This window comes from Actinoplanes sp. NPDC026670 (assembly GCF_040638175.1).
In the GTDB taxonomy this organism is placed as follows: domain Bacteria; phylum Actinomycetota; class Actinomycetes; order Mycobacteriales; family Micromonosporaceae; genus Actinoplanes.
On record NZ_JBEZXU010000014.1, the window covers coordinates 20267 to 34694 of the forward strand.

The 14428-nt window shown below is 73.2% G+C and carries 14 protein-coding genes; 1 reads left to right on the plus strand and 13 read right to left on the minus strand.

All coding sequences use genetic code 11. From position 1 onward, the window contains the following. Window positions 1–194: 194 nt before the first annotated feature. Window positions 195–824 carry an XRE family transcriptional regulator gene (locus AB0E94_RS15735; RefSeq protein ID WP_360326665.1) on the minus strand — a complete coding sequence of 210 codons (630 nt, stop codon included), beginning with the start codon at window positions 822–824 and terminating at the stop codon, window positions 195–197. Between the two features lie 206 nt (window positions 825–1030). On the opposite strand from AB0E94_RS15735, the gene AB0E94_RS15740 reads away from it, so the two are divergent. Beyond that, a complete protein-coding gene (locus AB0E94_RS15740; RefSeq protein ID WP_360326666.1) occupies window positions 1031–2266 on the plus strand; it encodes a benzoate/H(+) symporter BenE family transporter in 1236 nt (411 codons plus the stop codon). 8 nt (window positions 2267–2274) lie between these two features. On the opposite strand, the gene AB0E94_RS15745 is transcribed toward AB0E94_RS15740, so the two are convergent. The 12 genes from AB0E94_RS15745 to AB0E94_RS15800 form a co-directional block, all read right to left on the minus strand. Beyond that, complete coding sequence (locus AB0E94_RS15745; RefSeq protein ID WP_360326668.1) at window positions 2275–3390, minus strand: acyl-CoA dehydrogenase family protein; 1116 nt, start codon at window positions 3388–3390, stop codon at window positions 2275–2277. Continuing rightward, window positions 3387–4958 carry an amino acid adenylation domain-containing protein gene (locus tag AB0E94_RS15750; protein ID WP_360326670.1) on the minus strand — a complete coding sequence of 524 codons (1572 nt, stop codon included), beginning with the start codon at window positions 4956–4958 and terminating at the stop codon, window positions 3387–3389. Before AB0E94_RS15750 ends, AB0E94_RS15745 begins: the two co-directional genes overlap by 4 nt. Then, the gene (locus AB0E94_RS15755; protein ID WP_360326671.1) at window positions 4951–5706 is read right to left on the minus strand and encodes an alpha/beta fold hydrolase; all 756 of its coding nucleotides are present in this window, start codon (window positions 5704–5706) and stop codon (window positions 4951–4953) included. The genes AB0E94_RS15750 and AB0E94_RS15755 overlap by 8 nt, the downstream gene beginning before the upstream one ends. 4 nt (window positions 5707–5710) lie before the next feature. Further along, entirely contained in the window at window positions 5711–5995 is a 285-nt protein-coding gene (locus AB0E94_RS15760; protein WP_360326673.1) for an acyl carrier protein, read from the minus strand. After that, window positions 5992–6963 carry a chlorinating enzyme gene (locus AB0E94_RS15765; RefSeq protein ID WP_360326674.1) on the minus strand — a complete coding sequence of 324 codons (972 nt, stop codon included), beginning with the start codon at window positions 6961–6963 and terminating at the stop codon, window positions 5992–5994. The genes AB0E94_RS15760 and AB0E94_RS15765 overlap by 4 nt, the downstream gene beginning before the upstream one ends. Before the next feature lie 95 nt (window positions 6964–7058). Beyond that, window positions 7059–8207, minus strand: coding sequence for a hypothetical protein (locus AB0E94_RS15770; protein WP_360326676.1), 1149 nt, complete (start codon window positions 8205–8207; stop codon window positions 7059–7061). Beyond that, window positions 8204–9166 carry a pyridoxal-phosphate dependent enzyme gene (locus AB0E94_RS15775; RefSeq protein WP_360326678.1) on the minus strand — a complete coding sequence of 321 codons (963 nt, stop codon included), beginning with the start codon at window positions 9164–9166 and terminating at the stop codon, window positions 8204–8206. Before AB0E94_RS15775 ends, AB0E94_RS15770 begins: the two co-directional genes overlap by 4 nt. Window positions 9167–9179: 13 nt before the next feature. After that, entirely contained in the window at window positions 9180–9983 is an 804-nt protein-coding gene (locus AB0E94_RS15780) for an HAD-IA family hydrolase (protein WP_360326680.1), read from the minus strand. Beyond that, a complete protein-coding gene (locus tag AB0E94_RS15785; protein WP_360326681.1) occupies window positions 9980–10813 on the minus strand; it encodes a class II fructose-bisphosphate aldolase in 834 nt (277 codons plus the stop codon). The genes AB0E94_RS15780 and AB0E94_RS15785 overlap by 4 nt, the downstream gene beginning before the upstream one ends. After that, the gene (locus AB0E94_RS15790) at window positions 10810–11730 is read right to left on the minus strand and encodes an EamA family transporter (RefSeq protein ID WP_360326683.1); all 921 of its coding nucleotides are present in this window, start codon (window positions 11728–11730) and stop codon (window positions 10810–10812) included. The genes AB0E94_RS15785 and AB0E94_RS15790 overlap by 4 nt, the downstream gene beginning before the upstream one ends. Continuing rightward, window positions 11727–12956, minus strand: a complete 1230-nt coding sequence (locus AB0E94_RS15795) for an ATP-grasp domain-containing protein (RefSeq protein WP_360326685.1) — start codon at window positions 12954–12956, stop codon at window positions 11727–11729. Before AB0E94_RS15795 ends, AB0E94_RS15790 begins: the two co-directional genes overlap by 4 nt. Continuing rightward, a complete protein-coding gene (locus AB0E94_RS15800; protein WP_360326687.1) occupies window positions 12953–14410 on the minus strand; it encodes an FAD/NAD(P)-binding protein in 1458 nt (485 codons plus the stop codon). The genes AB0E94_RS15795 and AB0E94_RS15800 overlap by 4 nt, the downstream gene beginning before the upstream one ends. Window positions 14411–14428 lie beyond the last annotated feature (18 nt).

Here is a 14428-nt window from a genome sequence, read left to right on the forward strand (position 1 = left end):
TCACCGGCGGTCCACGCGACAACGTCGACAATTTTCGAGAAACGGTGGCCCGAGAAAAGGCGGCCGGCGCCGCAGCGGCCACGTTAGGTCAGCCCATCGGCTGTCGTCAACGCGATGCGTCACTAAGCGGCACATTCTCGATACGGAGAGTCACATAATTGCGTGCAACTTGCAGGTGAGCGGCGCGCCGGAGTTCACCGTCTGTGTGGCGAGCCGGCCGAGGTGTCCGGCGATTCATAGACTTCTGTCTCAGCATCTGGGAGATGGGTTCCCGCGGCCGGCGAGCGGATCAGGAGCACCGCCGTCGCCTCCTCGCCGTCCAGCGCCTCGTAGACGTGCGCGGTGTCGGCCCGCCACGAGTGGTGCTCGCCGGTGCGCAGCAGGGCCGGCGCCTCGGCCGTCCCGGCCCGCAGCCGGCCGCGGGTGACGGTGAGGTGCTCGGTCACCCCGGGCGCGTGAGCCGGCGAGTGCTGGAGCACCCCCGGGCGTACCCGGATGGTCAGCAGTTCGAAGGTCACACCAGGCTCGTGGAACACCTCGATCAGGCTGGGCGTGACCGCCGAGCCGTGCACGTCGGCCATCTGTGCGGGCGGCGCCCCGGGCTCCAGCACCAGGCTGGTGATCGGCACGCCGAGCACGCCGGCCACCGCGTGCAGCGTCTCCAGGGTGGCGTTGCGGGTGCCGTGCTCCAGGCCGGACAGGGTCGCCTTGCCGATGCCGGCGGCCCGGGCCAGCGCCGACAGCGAGGTGCCCTGAGCGAGCCGCAGCCGCCGCACCCGCTGGCCGACCGCCAGTCCGGCCTCGCTTGTCTGGTCCGCGTTCACCCGGCTAGTGTGGCAAACGATCGGCGTTCCGTTTACGGAACGGTCTTGGTCACAGAGACACCGGCCCGTGCACTGGGCGAGCCGCAGAGACACCGGCCCGCCCAGTGGGCGAGTCACAGAGACACCGGCCCGTCCGGTGGGCGAGCCGCAGAGATGCCGGCCCGTCCAGTGGGCGAGCAGCCGATCCGGGGGAGAGGGAGGCGGGCATGCCACGTTGGGACACGGCCCAGCCGGCGCTGGCCGGGCTGGTCAGCGCGGTGGTCGGCTACGCCAGCTCGTTCGCCGTGGTGCTGGCCGGGTTGCAGGCGGTCGGCGCGAGCGCCGGCCAGGCGGCCTCCGGTCTGCTCGTGCTCTGCACCGGCATCGCCGTGCTGGCCATCGGCCTGAGCGTGCGCCACCGGATGCCGATCAGCATCGCCTGGTCCACTCCCGGCGCCGCGCTGCTGGTCTCCACCGGCACCGTCCCGGGTGGTTTCCAGGCGGCCGTCGGCGCGTTCCTGATCTGCGGTGTCCTCATCGTCCTGGCCGGGCTGCTGCCGTGGCTGGCCCGGGCGATCGACGCCATTCCCCGCCCGATCGCCGGCGCGATGCTGGCCGGCGTGATCCTCAGCCTCTGCACCGCGCCGGTGCGAGCCGTCATCGACGTGCCCGCGCTGGCCATCCCGGTGGTGCTCACCTGGGCGCTGCTGATGCGCTTCGCCCGTCAGTGGGCGGTGCCCGGCGCGCTGGCCGCCGCGATCGTGGCGATCACCGTCCGCGGCGTCGACGGCGGGCTGTCGCAGGCCTCGCTGCGCCCGGATCTGGTGTTCACCGTTCCCGAGTTCAATCTGTCCGCCCTGATCAGCCTGGCGATCCCGCTGTTCCTGGTCACCATGGCCGCGCAGAACGTGCCCGGGATGGCGGTCATGGCGACGTATGGATACCAGGTCCCGCTGCGCACGGTGCTGGTGAGCAGCGGGGCCGCGACCATGGTGGCGGCCCCGTTCGGCGGCCATGCACTGAACCTGGCGGCGATCACGGCCGCGCTCACCGCCGGCCCGGACACCCACCCCGATCCGGGCCGGCGGTGGACGGCCACCGTGGCGCTCGGCTTCGGCCAGCTGACCCTCGGCCTCGGCGCCGGCCTCGCCACCGCCCTGGTGCTGCTCTCGCCGCCGGTCCTGGTCATCGCGGTCGCCGGGCTCGCGCTGATCCCGGCGCTGGGCTCGTCGCTGGCCAGCGCGGTCACCGAGCCCGAGGGCCGGGAGGCCGCCGTGGTGACCTTCGTGGTGACCGCCTCCGGCATGACCATCCTCGGGATCGGATCGGCCTTCTGGGGCCTGGTCGCCGGCGCTCTGACCGCCCTGGTGCTGTATCGCCGCCCCGCCCAGGCGCGACAGCCCGCCGCCGACGCCGCCGCGGCTGCCGTGCCGGCCGCGGCGGCGTCGCGCAGCGAATCGTGACGCCAGGGTCATCCCTCGAAGATCATTTCGCGCATCAGCTCGCTGGCCCCAGCCGCTATCGTCCCGGCCATCGCGTCGCGGTAGAGCCGGGCCGCCACCGACTCCTCCCGGTAGCCGCGTGCCCCGTGGTACTGCACACAGGTCTGCGCGGCGATGACCGCCAGTTCGGTGGCCTGCAACTTCAGCACCGACGCGGTCCGCACGTCCAGTTCGCCCCGGCTGTGTGCCCGGGCGGCGTGGCGTCCGTACTCGCGCACCAGGTCCAGTTGCGCGTGCAGGTCGGCGAGGCGATGCCGGACACTCTGGTTGGCGCTCAACGGCGCGTCCCGGATCAGATGCGTGCGGGCGAACCGGTCGGCGAGCTCGACGCAGTGCGCCACCCCACCGACCGCGAGCAGCCCGGCGACGAGCCGTTCGGTGTTCAGCGCCTGCATCAGGTGGATGAGGGTGCGCTCCGGCCGGCCGATCACCCGGTCCCCGGCCACCGGGACATCGGTGAAACCGACCCGGCAGACGTCGGCCGAGTGCCAGCCCACCATCGCCTCCGGTTCCCGGGCCACCCCGGGCCGGGCAGCGTCCACCAGCAGCAGCACCGCACCGGTCAGGCCGTTGCCGGACACCGCGCCGCCGAGCCGGGCCAGCACCACGAACACACCCGCCCGGGACCCGTTGGCGACATGCCGTTTGACACCGGTCAGCCGGTAACCGCCGGCGCCGTCCGGGACGGCGACCGTGCTCAGATGCCGCAGGTCCGAGCCGGCCGCGTCCTCGCTGATCGCCAGCGCCGCGACGGTCGTGCCGGCCAGCATGCCCGGCCGGTACGCCGCCCGCTGCTCCGGCGAGCCGAACATCTCCAGATAGGACGCGGCCATGTAGGCGTGCACCCCGACGGCCGCGCGGATCCCGGCGTAACCGGTGTTCCCCAGTTCCTCCAGGAGGACCGCGCTGTCCAGGAAACCCGGCCCGGAGTGCGCGAAACCGAACAGCCCAGCGGCGCCCATGGCTCGCCAGCCGTCGGCGCTGATGTGCCGTTGGCGTTCCCACTGCCCGGCGTGGGGCAGCACGTCGCGGGCCAGCGTCTCCCGGATCCGCGCCCGCACGTCCACGACGGCCGGGGCGCTCACCGCACGTCCGCCGCGGCGGTGGCCAGCAGGGCCCGGCGGTCCACCTTGCCGGTCGCCGACAGCGGCAGCTCCGCACAGAACCGGATCTGACCGGGCACCATGTAGCCGGGCAGCAGGCCGCTCAGATAGTCGCGCAGCCCGGCCGGGGTGCACCTGTCGTCCTCGGTGACGACGAACGCGGCCAGCGACTTCTCGCCCGCCGCGGTCTCCACCACGGTCACGAAGTTCTGCCGCACGTCATGGTGCCGGCCCAGGTGGTAGGAGATCTCACCCAGCTCGATCCGGTACCCGTTGATCTTCACCTGGTCGTCGACCCGGCCGTGGAACATCAGCACCCCGTCGGCGCGCAGCGCGCCCCGGTCGCCGGTCCGGTACAGGCGCTCGGGCACGCCGCCCACGTCACGCAGCAGGAACCGGTCGCGGTTGAGCTCCGGCGCCGCCAGGTAGCCGGGGGACAGTCCCGGGCCGGCGAGCAGGATCTCCCCGGTCCGGCCGGGGGCGCACAATTCGTCACCGTCGACCACGTACACCCGGGTGTTCTGGATCGGACGGCCGATCGGCAGCGACTCCTCGCCGCCGGTGAGCGCGTCGACCGGGTGGAACGTCGCGAAGGTGGTGCACTCGGTCGGGCCGTAGACGCTGACCAGCCGGCCGGGGCCGTACCGGGCCAGGGCCGCGCCGATGTGCCGCATCGAGTGCGCCTCCCCGCCGGTGAGGATGGTGCGCACACTGTCCAGGGTGTCCGGCGCCTCGTCGATGATCGTGTTGAACAGCGCGGTGGTCAGGAAGACCACCGTCACACCGTGCTCGGTCAGCACGGCGCGCAGCTCCGAGCAGCGCAGATGCGGCGACGGGTAGAGCACACAGACACCGCCGTGCAGCAGCGGCCCCCAGATCTCGAAGGTCGCCGCGTCGAACGTGACCGGCGCGGTGTGCAGCACCACCGCCCCGGAGTCCAGGTCGGCGTAGCGCGCGCCGAACACCAGACGGGTGATGCCCCGATGGGTGATCGGGACGCCTTTGGGCCGGCCGGTCGACCCGGAGGTGAAGTTGACGTAGGCCAGCGTGCCGGGATCGACGGTGACACCGGGGCCGGGGGCCTCGACACCGGGCCGGGTGGCCACCTCGACGACCGTCGCCGCGGGGAACCGGCCGGTCAGCTCCCCGGCCCGGTCGGTCAGCAGCACCGTGGCGCCCGCCTGCTCGAACAGGCCGTTGAGCCGACCGTCCGGCCAGGACGCCTCGAAGGGCACGTAGTGGGCCCCGCACTTGAGCACCGCCAGCAGCGCCACGACCAGGTCCGCCGACCGCCGGACGCACACCCCGACCGGGTCGCCGGGCCGGGCGCCGTGCGCGGCCAGCCGGGCGGCCACCACGTCGGCCGCCCGGTCGAGCTCGCGATAGGTGAGGCGCTGCCGTCCGTGCACCACGGCGGTGGCCCCGGCCGCCCGGGCGACCTGCCGGGCGAAGAGCTCCGGCACACTCCGGTCGTCCGGGTACGGCGTCGCCGTCCGGTTGATCCGCCGGTGTGCCGCGCGTGCCGCGTCGTCGGCCCGCAACCTATCCATCGCCGTCCTCCAGCCGGGTGTTGATGATGTGCACGAGCTCCGGGCCGTGGCTCGTCATGAAGAAGTGCCCACCGGCCAGTTCGGCGACGTCGCCGCGGTCCCGGCTGTACCGGGGCCAGTGGCGCATCTCCGGGTGGCTGTCGATCGGGTCGTCGCGCCCGTAGACGGCCGTGATCGGGGCCGACACCCCGCCGGGATGCCAGTCCTGCCACAGCTCGGCGAGCCGGATCTCGCTGCGGATCGTCGGCAGCAGCATCGCCATCAGCAGATCGCTGCTGAGCACCTCGTCGGGGCTGCCGCCCATCTCCCGCAACGCGGCCCGGAAGTCCCCGTCGGATCGGGTGTGCAGCAACGGCGTCCGCTGCGGGACGTCCGGGCTGCGGCAACCGGCGACGAACAGGCGGCGGGTCCGGCCCGGGAAACGCGTCTCGGCCAGATGGGTCAGCTCGTACGCGAGCCGGCCGCCGAAACTGTGCCCGTAGAAGGCGTGCGGCTCGTCGAGGTAGGGCGCCAGCGCGGCGAACGTGTCGTCCAGCAGCGGCTTCCAGTCCTCGTACAACGGCTCCCGCAGTCGTGGGCCTCGGCCGGGCAGCTGGACCGCGAGCAGTTCCACGTGCGGGGCCAGGTCGGCTGACCAGGCCCGGAATGCTTCGGGACTGCCCCCGGCGTACGGAATGCAGATCAGCCGTACGCCGGGTGACGTCCGAGCCCCGCGCAGCCGCAGGACCCACCTGTCCGTGACGGTCACGCGATCACGCCCGGGGTTCGCCCGATGTGCCGGTGACTGTCGCGTTGCGGCCGATCGACGCCGCGATGCCGTGCAGGCTGCTCTGGGTGAACAGGTCGTCGGGCGGCAGCGCGCCGTCGCCGTACCGCTCCTCGGCCTTGGCGATCAGTTTGATCGCGGTCAGTGACGTGCCGCCGGTCTCGAAGAAGTCGTGCCCGGGTTCGGTGGCCGCCAGGCCGAGATCCCGGCACGTGCCGAGCAGCCATTCCTGGATCGCCGTCACGTCCGGCGTGGTCGCCTGTCCGGTCATCGCTGGGCCTGCCCGTCGCGGGTCGGGAACCGGAAGCCGTTGACCGTCCGGTCGACGAACCGGTTGTGCTGGTAGGTGTCGGTGCCGGAGGTCAGCACGTTGCCGAATCTGGCCAGGCTGGCGCCGCCGCCGAACTCCTCCAGCGAGTCCGAGTACGGGTAGACCCGTACCGACGTCGGCAGGTAGCGGCCCGCGAACCCGAGCCGCATCTGGTCGGTGAGGCCGGCATGCGGATGCGACGCGTGCATCAGCGTCGACCAGAAGACGATGAACTGTCCCTGTCGCATCACCTGCGACACGGCCTTCGACTCGTCGGGCTTCCAGTTCGGGTCCTTCTGCAGCTGCCGGTAGTCGTAGCCGAAGAAGCCGCGGCGTACGCCGTCCTTCTCCACCTGGTTCACCGAGCCGGCGTCGTAGGTCATCGTCTTCGACTCGTCGTAGTTCATCGTCTTGTGCGAGCCGGGGATGAACTGGAGGCAGCCCATGTCCTCGGTGGCCGGGGTGAACGCCGTCCACACGGTGATGGTGCCGCCGAAGTCGGCGTCCTCCGGCCAGACGATCTGCGGGTGCTTGGAACCGGCGACGTTGGAGAAGTTGTCGGCCTGGTGCCAGTCGGTGCCCTCGTCGCCGGGGTACTTCGGGAAGAACTCGGAGCGCCAGCACAGCGTGTCCGGGCCGAGGATGCTGGACACCCGGTCGACGATCTCCGGCCGGGTGATGTGTTCGGCCAGGAAGTCGACGTCCAGGTGCCGGTCGTAGTTGGCCAGGTTGGTGACACCGGAGACGGCCTTGCCGCCGCTGTAGATGGCGGACCTGGTGTCGAGCAGCTTGGGACGCAGCCGCTGCAGGTCGGCCTGCATCTCGTCGGGGTCGTACAGGTCGAACGGGCCGATGTAGCCCTGCTCGTGGAACAGCTCCAGCTCGGCGTCGGTGAGGGAGAACCGGGTCTGCTGCTGCTGTGTCGTCACGTCGAAACCGCCTCATCGTTTGATGTCCGTCAGAAGAACCGAGGGGGAGGGGTACGCCCGGAGGGGCACGCGATCGCCGCGGGGCGCCGCCGCGGTCAGGCATGGCGGCTCGCGAATTCGCGGTAGCGGGCGCCCAGTTCGGTGGCGTGGTCGGCGGCCTCGGACAGTTTCATCGTGCGGCAGTGGTAGCCGAGCATCCGCCGCATGACCGCCATCTCCGGCTCGGTGAAGGTGACCGTTCCGGTGGTGGCGTCGATGTGTTCGATGCCGTCGGCGCGCAGTCCCGCCTCGTTGACGGCGATCGCCTGGGCCGTGGTCATCCCGGCCGGGAGATCCAGTGCGGCGCCGGAACGCCCGGCCCGGACCGGATAGCCGCCGGGCAGACCGCCGGGCGCGGGGGCGTGCACCAGCCGGCCGGTGTCACCGGCGACGGCCGCGAGCACGCTCATCGCCGACGAGGCGGTCAGCAGCTGGCCCGCCACGCCGCCGAGCCGTTTCAGTGGGCCGGTGAGCATCGCGAACAGCTCGTCGGCGTCGACGTTCACCGGCCGGTCGCCGTCGGCGGTCGTCACCGCCAGCCGGTACGTGTCCGGCCGGCCGGTGCCGAACCGGGGCACGTAGTGGCTGAAGTAGTGCTGCGCCACCAGCCGGACCCGCAGGCCGCTCACCGGCAGCCCGGTCCGGGCGGCGGCCGCGAAGGTCAGCGCCGGGACGATGTTGGCGACGTTGCCGATGCCCAGGTCGGGCGCCAGGCCGACGGCTTTCAGCACCGGGCCGACCGCGTCCGGGAAGGCCGCGTTCACCGTCGTCGTGGTGATCCCGGACTCCCGGACCGCCTGCATCAGCAGGTGGTTCAGTGTCAGGTGCATGGGCAGCCAGGGGCCCAGCTGCGCCTCGTCGAGCTCGGCGAACACGCTCGGCGGCAGCTCGGTGATCACCCGCCAGGACTGGAGGGACGCGCCCATGAAGATGATGTCCGGCCGGACCTCGGCCAGCGTCGCGGCGGTCCGGGACACGTCGCGCAGATCCAGCTCGGCGGTGCCGGCGTGGGCGTTCACTCCCAGGTTGGCGGCGGCGAACCGGGCCAGGTTGGCGCGCAGCCGCAGGGCGGTGGCGTCCCGGCCGGCGAGCACCACCCGGGCGGTGTGTGCGCCGGCCAGCAGCATGGACAGCAGCCGGGCCGACAGGTCGCCGTTGCCGATCACCATGATCAGGGGCTGGTGTGCCGGGTTCTGGTCGGTCACGGGCTTTGCCTTCCGGGTCGGGGGGTCTCCGGCCCGGCGGGCGCGAAGATGTCGTGCAGGTGCCGGTCGCCGCGGTCGGGCAGCACGGCGGCCACCCGCACCGGGCGGGTGAGCAGCGGAAGGATCCGGTCCAGGGCGGCGACCACGGCGCCGGACGCCGGGCCGGCCAGGATCGCCTCGGTCTGCAGCAGGCGGCGGCAGGCGGCGACCGTCTGCGCCTCGGTGACGTGCACGACCCGGTCGATCCCGGCCGGTTCCAGCAGCTGAGGCCGGGGACCGCCGCCGGCCGGACGCCACCGGTTGGCTCCCGGCGGCCCGCCGAACACCGTCGAGCCGACCATGTCCACCGCCACCACCGACAGCGCCGGGAACTCGGCGCGCAGCCGGCGGGCCGCGCCGGTCAGGGTGCCCCCGGTGCGTACCGCCGCGACCAGCACGTCGAGCCGGTCGCCGACCGCGTCGGCGATCTCCCGGGCGGTGGTACGGAAGTGGGCGTCCACGTTGAGCGCGTTCGCGGTCTGATCGATCCACCGGCTGTGCGGATCGGCGCGCAGGATCTCCTGGACCCGGTCGAGCCGGCGGCGCGCGTTCCCGGCCGGGTCGTCGTCACCCGCGACCGTGTCCACGGTGGCGCCGAGCAGCCGCATCACCGCCACGTCGGCTGCCGCCACGGTCGAGTCGACCACGGCTGTCAGCCGCAGACCGCAGATCCGGGCCACCATGGCGATGCCGACGCCCGCGTCCCCGCCGACGCTCTCCACCAGGCGGGTGTCGGCGGTGAACAGCCCGTCACGCAGGCCCTGCTCGATGATGTGCCGGGCGGCCCGGTCGGTGCCGTCGCCGCTCGGGTTGAGGGCCTCCAGCTTGGCGATCACCTCGACGCCGGGTTCCGGGAACAGCCGGGCGAGCCGCACCAGGGGAGTGCCGCCGACACAGTCGACGACCGAATCGCGGATCATCGCCGGTCCCCTCTCACCGCGGCCGGCCCGCGGTCAGCGGCCGCCGGGCGCCGGTCAGCGCCGCGAGATCACCGAGGCTCAGGTACGGCCGGGCGGGTGACCAGCAACGGCCGCCGATCACCAGCTCCGGCGGGCGGCCGGGATCACCCAGTCCGGTCACCACCAGGGCCGCCTCGTCGAAGTCGTCGTGGAACGTCAACCGGGTCGGGGTGATGACACACGTCATCCCGGCGGCCGCGGCGGCACGCATGCCGTTGCGGGTGTCCTCGACCACGACGCAGTCCGCCGGGTTCGCGCCCATCCGGCGTGCGGCGAGGTCGTACACCTGCGGCGACGGCTTCTTGGCGGTGACGTCCTCGCCGGTGGTCACCGACATCGCGGCGGTCAGGTCCGGGCCGACGGCACATCGCAGCACGGTCAGCACCGACGCACGGGCGCCGGCTGACGCGACCCCGACCCGCCAGCCGGCGGCCAGCGCCGCGGTGGCCAGCCGCCGCACCCCGGAGCGCGCCGTCACCCCGGTGCGCACCAGGCCGGCGTAGATCTCGGTCTTACGGGCGTGCCATCGGGCCACCGTGGCGGCCCACGCCCGTGGGTCGGCGGGCACGTCGTACACGGCCCGGAACGCGGGATCGTCGCGCAGCGCGGCCAGCCGCTCCCGGCCACCGGAGACGGCCAGCGCGCGGGCGTACTGCTGATCGGTCCACTGCCAGCCGACGCCCTGCTCGCGCCACATCTGGTTGAACGCCCGCCGGTGCCGGCCGAGCTCCAGGTCGACCACCACGCCGTCACAGTCGAAGATCAGCGCACGGGTCATGCCTGCCTCCCCTGGCTGCCCGACCGGCGGATGTAGGTGGCACAGACCGCGCCGACCCGGGCCCGCAGCGCCCGCGGCAGGTCCAGTGGCTCGCCGGCCGACCCGGCGAGGTCGCGGACGGTCGCCAGGTACTCGGCCTTCACCGCCGACGAGAAATTGATCTTCGATATGCCGGCGGCCACCGTCGCCGCCAGCGCCGCCGCGGACAGCCCGCTGCCGCCGTGCAGCACCACCGGCACCGTCGCGGCCAGCCGCCGGGCCAGATCCAGCCGGATCGGCGGATCCGCGTCGTAGCAGCCGTGCCGGGTGCCGAGGTCCGGGCTCAGGCACAGCACACCGGTCTCGGCCACGAACTGCCGGCTCCGGTCGTACGACGCCGCCGCGGCGGCCGGTGTGGCCTCGCCGATCCGCGCGATCCGCTCGAACTCGCCCTCGATCTCCGCGCCATGGCCGGCGGCCTCCGCGACCACCCGCCGGGTGGCCGTCACCGCCTCGGGGAACGGCCGGTCCGACACGTCGAACAGCGCCGACTCCCAGCCCGCCCGCACACAGTCGAGGACCTGGCCGGCATCGGTGCAGTGATCCAGATGCAGCACCGCGGCCACCCCCGACACGGCCCGGCGGGCCTCGAAGGCGGCTCGCAGCGGCACCGCGCCCCAGAACGCGGCGGTACGGGCGGAGGTCTGCACGATCACCGGGGAACCGGCCTCGGCCGCCGTGTCCAGCACCGCCGCCATCGTCGCCTCGTCCACCACGTTGAACGCCGGGACCGCGTACCCCTGCGCCCGGGCCTGCCGCAGCAGCGACCCGAGGGTGTGTGCCGCGGTCATCGGCCCGGCCCCTGCGACACCGGCACGACCGCGGCCGGCTGCGGATCGGCTCGGCGCGGCCTCCGGGCGTACCCGACGGCGATCACGGTGATCACCACGGTCAGCGCCAGCGCCCACGGGTCGAACGGCACCCCGAACGCCACCTGCGCCAGATAGGTCAGGCCGGGCATCGTCGTGATCAGGGTCATCGCGCCCAGCGAGTCGGCCCGTTGCAGGCCGACCTGCAGCAGGTACAGCGGGACCACCACGGCGATCAGGCCGACCAGCACCAGCAGCGGCAACCGGGTCCGGACGTCGGCGACCGCCGGCGGGTCCAGGGCGAGCAGCACCAGCGCCGCCAGATAGGTCAGATGGAACCGGTTGGCCGTCACCGTCACCGGCGGCACCGCCAGCCGGCCCAGCCGCTTCGACAGCAACGCCAGCCCGGCCGCGCCCAGTCCGGCCAGCAGAGCCAGGCCGACACCGGTGGCCAGCCGGCCCATCGGCACGGCGCCGGCGGCGTCACCGGACAGTCGCAACGCCAGGGCGCCGGAGCAGCCGAGCAGCACCCAGCCGACCAGATGGTCACCGACCCGGGCCGCCCGCCCGGCCGCGATGGCGATCACCAGCGGCCCGATCGCCGTCTCGATCGACACGGCGAGGGCGGCCGGCACGTACACCAGGCTCAGATAGAAACCGATGAACGTGACAGCGGTCAGCACGTTCGCCGCCACCATCAGCCGGCCGTGCGCCCGCAACACCGCCCGGCCGGGGCCCCGGCGGACCCGGTCGACCACCGTGAACACCACCGTGGCCAGGGCGAACGCGGTGGTCGAGAAGAGCAGGCTCTGCGCGCCGTCCAGCCGGCCGGACAGGAAGCCGCTGGTGCCCGCCTGCATCAGCACCGCCACGCCGATGAGGGCCAGGGGCGCGTTCACCGGTCCACCGGTTCCAGCTGGTAGAACTGCCCGGCGTCCTCCAGCTCGTGCAGGACCCGCAACGCGTTCTCGATGGTCGCCGGATCCTCGTGCACGAAGAACGCGATGCCGGACGCGCCGGTGGTCAGCAGCCGGTCCGGGACCGGGCCGCCGATCCCGGCCAGCCGCGCCACACTGTGGAACCCCGGCAGCCGTCGCAGCAGGTCCAGCCCCGGCGCCGCCCGGATCACCCCGTCGCGATGCGCCCGCAGGAACACCTTCGCCACATGCCGGTCCGGGCCGTACCCGGCGGCGTCACGCAGCGCGAACGCCGCCGGATCCAGCATGCTCTCCACCACCAGGTGCTGGTGGGAGTAGCCGAACGCGGCGAAGTAGGCGTCCGGCGCCAGGCACGGGCCCATCACCCGCGCGTTCACCTCGACCAGGCACGGGCCGTCCGGGGTACGGCGTACCTCGGTGTGCGCGGCCCCCTCGGACACCCCCAGCGCGTCGAGACAGTCGAAGACGTAGCCGACCAGCTCCTTGTCCGGGCCGTCCAGCGTCCGCGCCGAGATCATGTGCCGGAACACCGGCGCGCCGCCGGCCTGCCGGTCGATGCGTGCCGCATACAGCTCGCCGAGGGTGTGCCGGCCGCCGACGCTGACGGTGTTGACGATGAACTGCGGGCCGTCCAGGTACTCCTGGACCAGGACCGCGTCGTTGGTGCGCCCCATCAGGTTGCGTTCGTCGATGACCTGCGCGAACGCCGCCCGCGCCTGCTCCGGGCCGGCGCACACCCGGCAGCCGTCACTGCCGGCGCTGTCCCGGGGCTTGATCACCAGCGGGAACGGGAAGTCGGCCAGCGCCCGGTCGAGCTCCGCCGTGGTTCGTACGATCGCGGTCCGGGTGGCTCGCACCCCCTGCTGCCGCAACCGGTCCATCATCAGCGACTTGTCCCGGCGCGCCGCCGACAGCGCGTAGTCGTTGCCGGGCAGTTCCAGCAGGCGGGCCAGCTCGTCGGCCGGTCGAACCCCGAACTCGCTGGCCGCGACCACGACCGACACCCCCAGCGCTCGCAGCTGCCGTGCGGCCGCGGTGACGTCGGTGTAGGCGACCACCCGGACACCGGCCGGGGCCGGGCCGACCGGGACGCCGGGCCCGTACACGTGGACGCACGCGGCGCCCCGCTCGTGGAAGGCGCGGGCCAACTCGGCGCCGCTGGAAACCGGATTGACGAGGGCGATCACACCGAAACTCCGACCTGGTCGAGGAAGTTGACGAAAACCGTGCCGGCCTGGCCGGCGGCGGCGTGCAGATAGTTCGTGATCGGGCTGCGGCCGTGCGTCGACGGGCCGACCAGCCAGATGCGTTCGCGTGCCGGTGGGCGGATCACCACCCGCAGGTCCGCCGCGGGCCGCAGCGGTCCGGTGGCCGGTGTCCCGTCCAGGTGCAGGGCGTCGCCGTCGACGTGCACCGTCCGTTTGTGGTTGCCGGCCGCCGCCACCACCGTGTCGAACCGGCGGGACGTGTCGTCCCAGGTCGCGGTCCAGCCGCCGTCCGCGGTCGGTTCGACGCCGGCCGGGTAGGTGCGGACCGTCAGGCGGCCCGCGTCGATCGCGTCCAGCAGGCGACGGGCGCTGCCCAGCGGGATCGCCGACACGTACCGGCTGATCAGCGACCGGTGCCGTTTCATGAACGCCGCCGCCCGGGCCGGGCCGGCCTGCGGCAGCCACTCGTTCAGGCCGTCGATGACACCGGCCACCACGTCCTGCCACGGCGTGTCGTCGGTCTCGGCCAGGGCCGTCTCCCGGCGCAGCCGTTCGTGTGGATCACCGGCCTGGACGATCTGGTGGCGCAGGGCCAGCGGCCGGACCCTTCGAATCGCCCGCACCAGCAGGCGCGCCGCCGCACGGTCCATCGCCGGGTCCGGGAGGTCCCCGGCGAGCCGGCCCAGCTGCGCGGCCAGCCAGGCCGCCGGCTCGGTGCGGGCCAGCCGGGTCCGTACCGCCGGCAACTCGCCCGAGGGGGAGCTGATCACCACCCGCCGGCCCGAGTCGATCAGCAGCAGCGCCGTCTCGATCGCCGACAGCCGGCTGCCCAGCACCAGCACGTCACCGCCCGGTTGCGCCTGACGCAGCATCGCCGCCGCCGGGTACGGGGTGGGCACGAACGCCGGATGCCCCACGTACGGGGTCATCAGCATCGGCACGATCGGCTCGCCCAGGCCTACGCAGACCAGCACCTCGGAGGCCGGCAGCACGTCACCGGAGGCGAGATGGACCAGGTAGCCGCCGCCCGGGCCGACCGTGACCCGCAGCGCCCGGTCCCGGACGTGCCGGGTGGTGATGCCGCGGGCCTGGGCTGTGCGGCGGTGCTCCAGGAAACGGGTCCGCGCATACTGGGCCGCCTGGAAACGCGGCACGAACGCGGCCCGGTCGTGCGGCCAGCCCCGGCCGCGCAGATAGTCGCAGAGGTCGTCGGGCCGGTCCGGCAGCAGCGAGGTGTCACCGGCGGGCGTGTTGCACAGGGCGTGCACGTGTGCCGAACCGAAGGCCGGCCCGAAGCCCGGCTCGTGCGGGTCGATCAGCGTGACACCACGGACCACGCCGTGCCGGACCAGCTGGAGGTAGGCGCTCACACCGGTCATCCCGCAACCGATGATCACCACCTGCTCGCCCGGCGTGGTCGATGACAGTCTCACTGGCCGCCGCCTCCGTGT

Coding starts and splice junctions, on each gene's coding strand:
- AB0E94_RS15740 (WP_360326666.1), top strand. CDS start 1,031: ATGCCACGTTGGGACACGGCCCAGCCGGCGCTGGCCGGGCTGGTCAGC.
- AB0E94_RS15750 (WP_360326670.1), bottom strand. CDS start 4,958: ATGGATAGGTTGCGGGCCGACGACGCGGCACGCGCGGCACACCGGCGG.
- AB0E94_RS15760 (WP_360326673.1), bottom strand. CDS start 5,995: ATGACCGGACAGGCGACCACGCCGGACGTGACGGCGATCCAGGAATGG.
- AB0E94_RS15775 (WP_360326678.1), bottom strand. CDS start 9,166: ATGATCCGCGATTCGGTCGTCGACTGTGTCGGCGGCACTCCCCTGGTG.
- AB0E94_RS15780 (WP_360326680.1), bottom strand. CDS start 9,983: ATGACCCGTGCGCTGATCTTCGACTGTGACGGCGTGGTGGTCGACCTG.
- AB0E94_RS15785 (WP_360326681.1), bottom strand. CDS start 10,813: ATGACCGCGGCACACACCCTCGGGTCGCTGCTGCGGCAGGCCCGGGCG.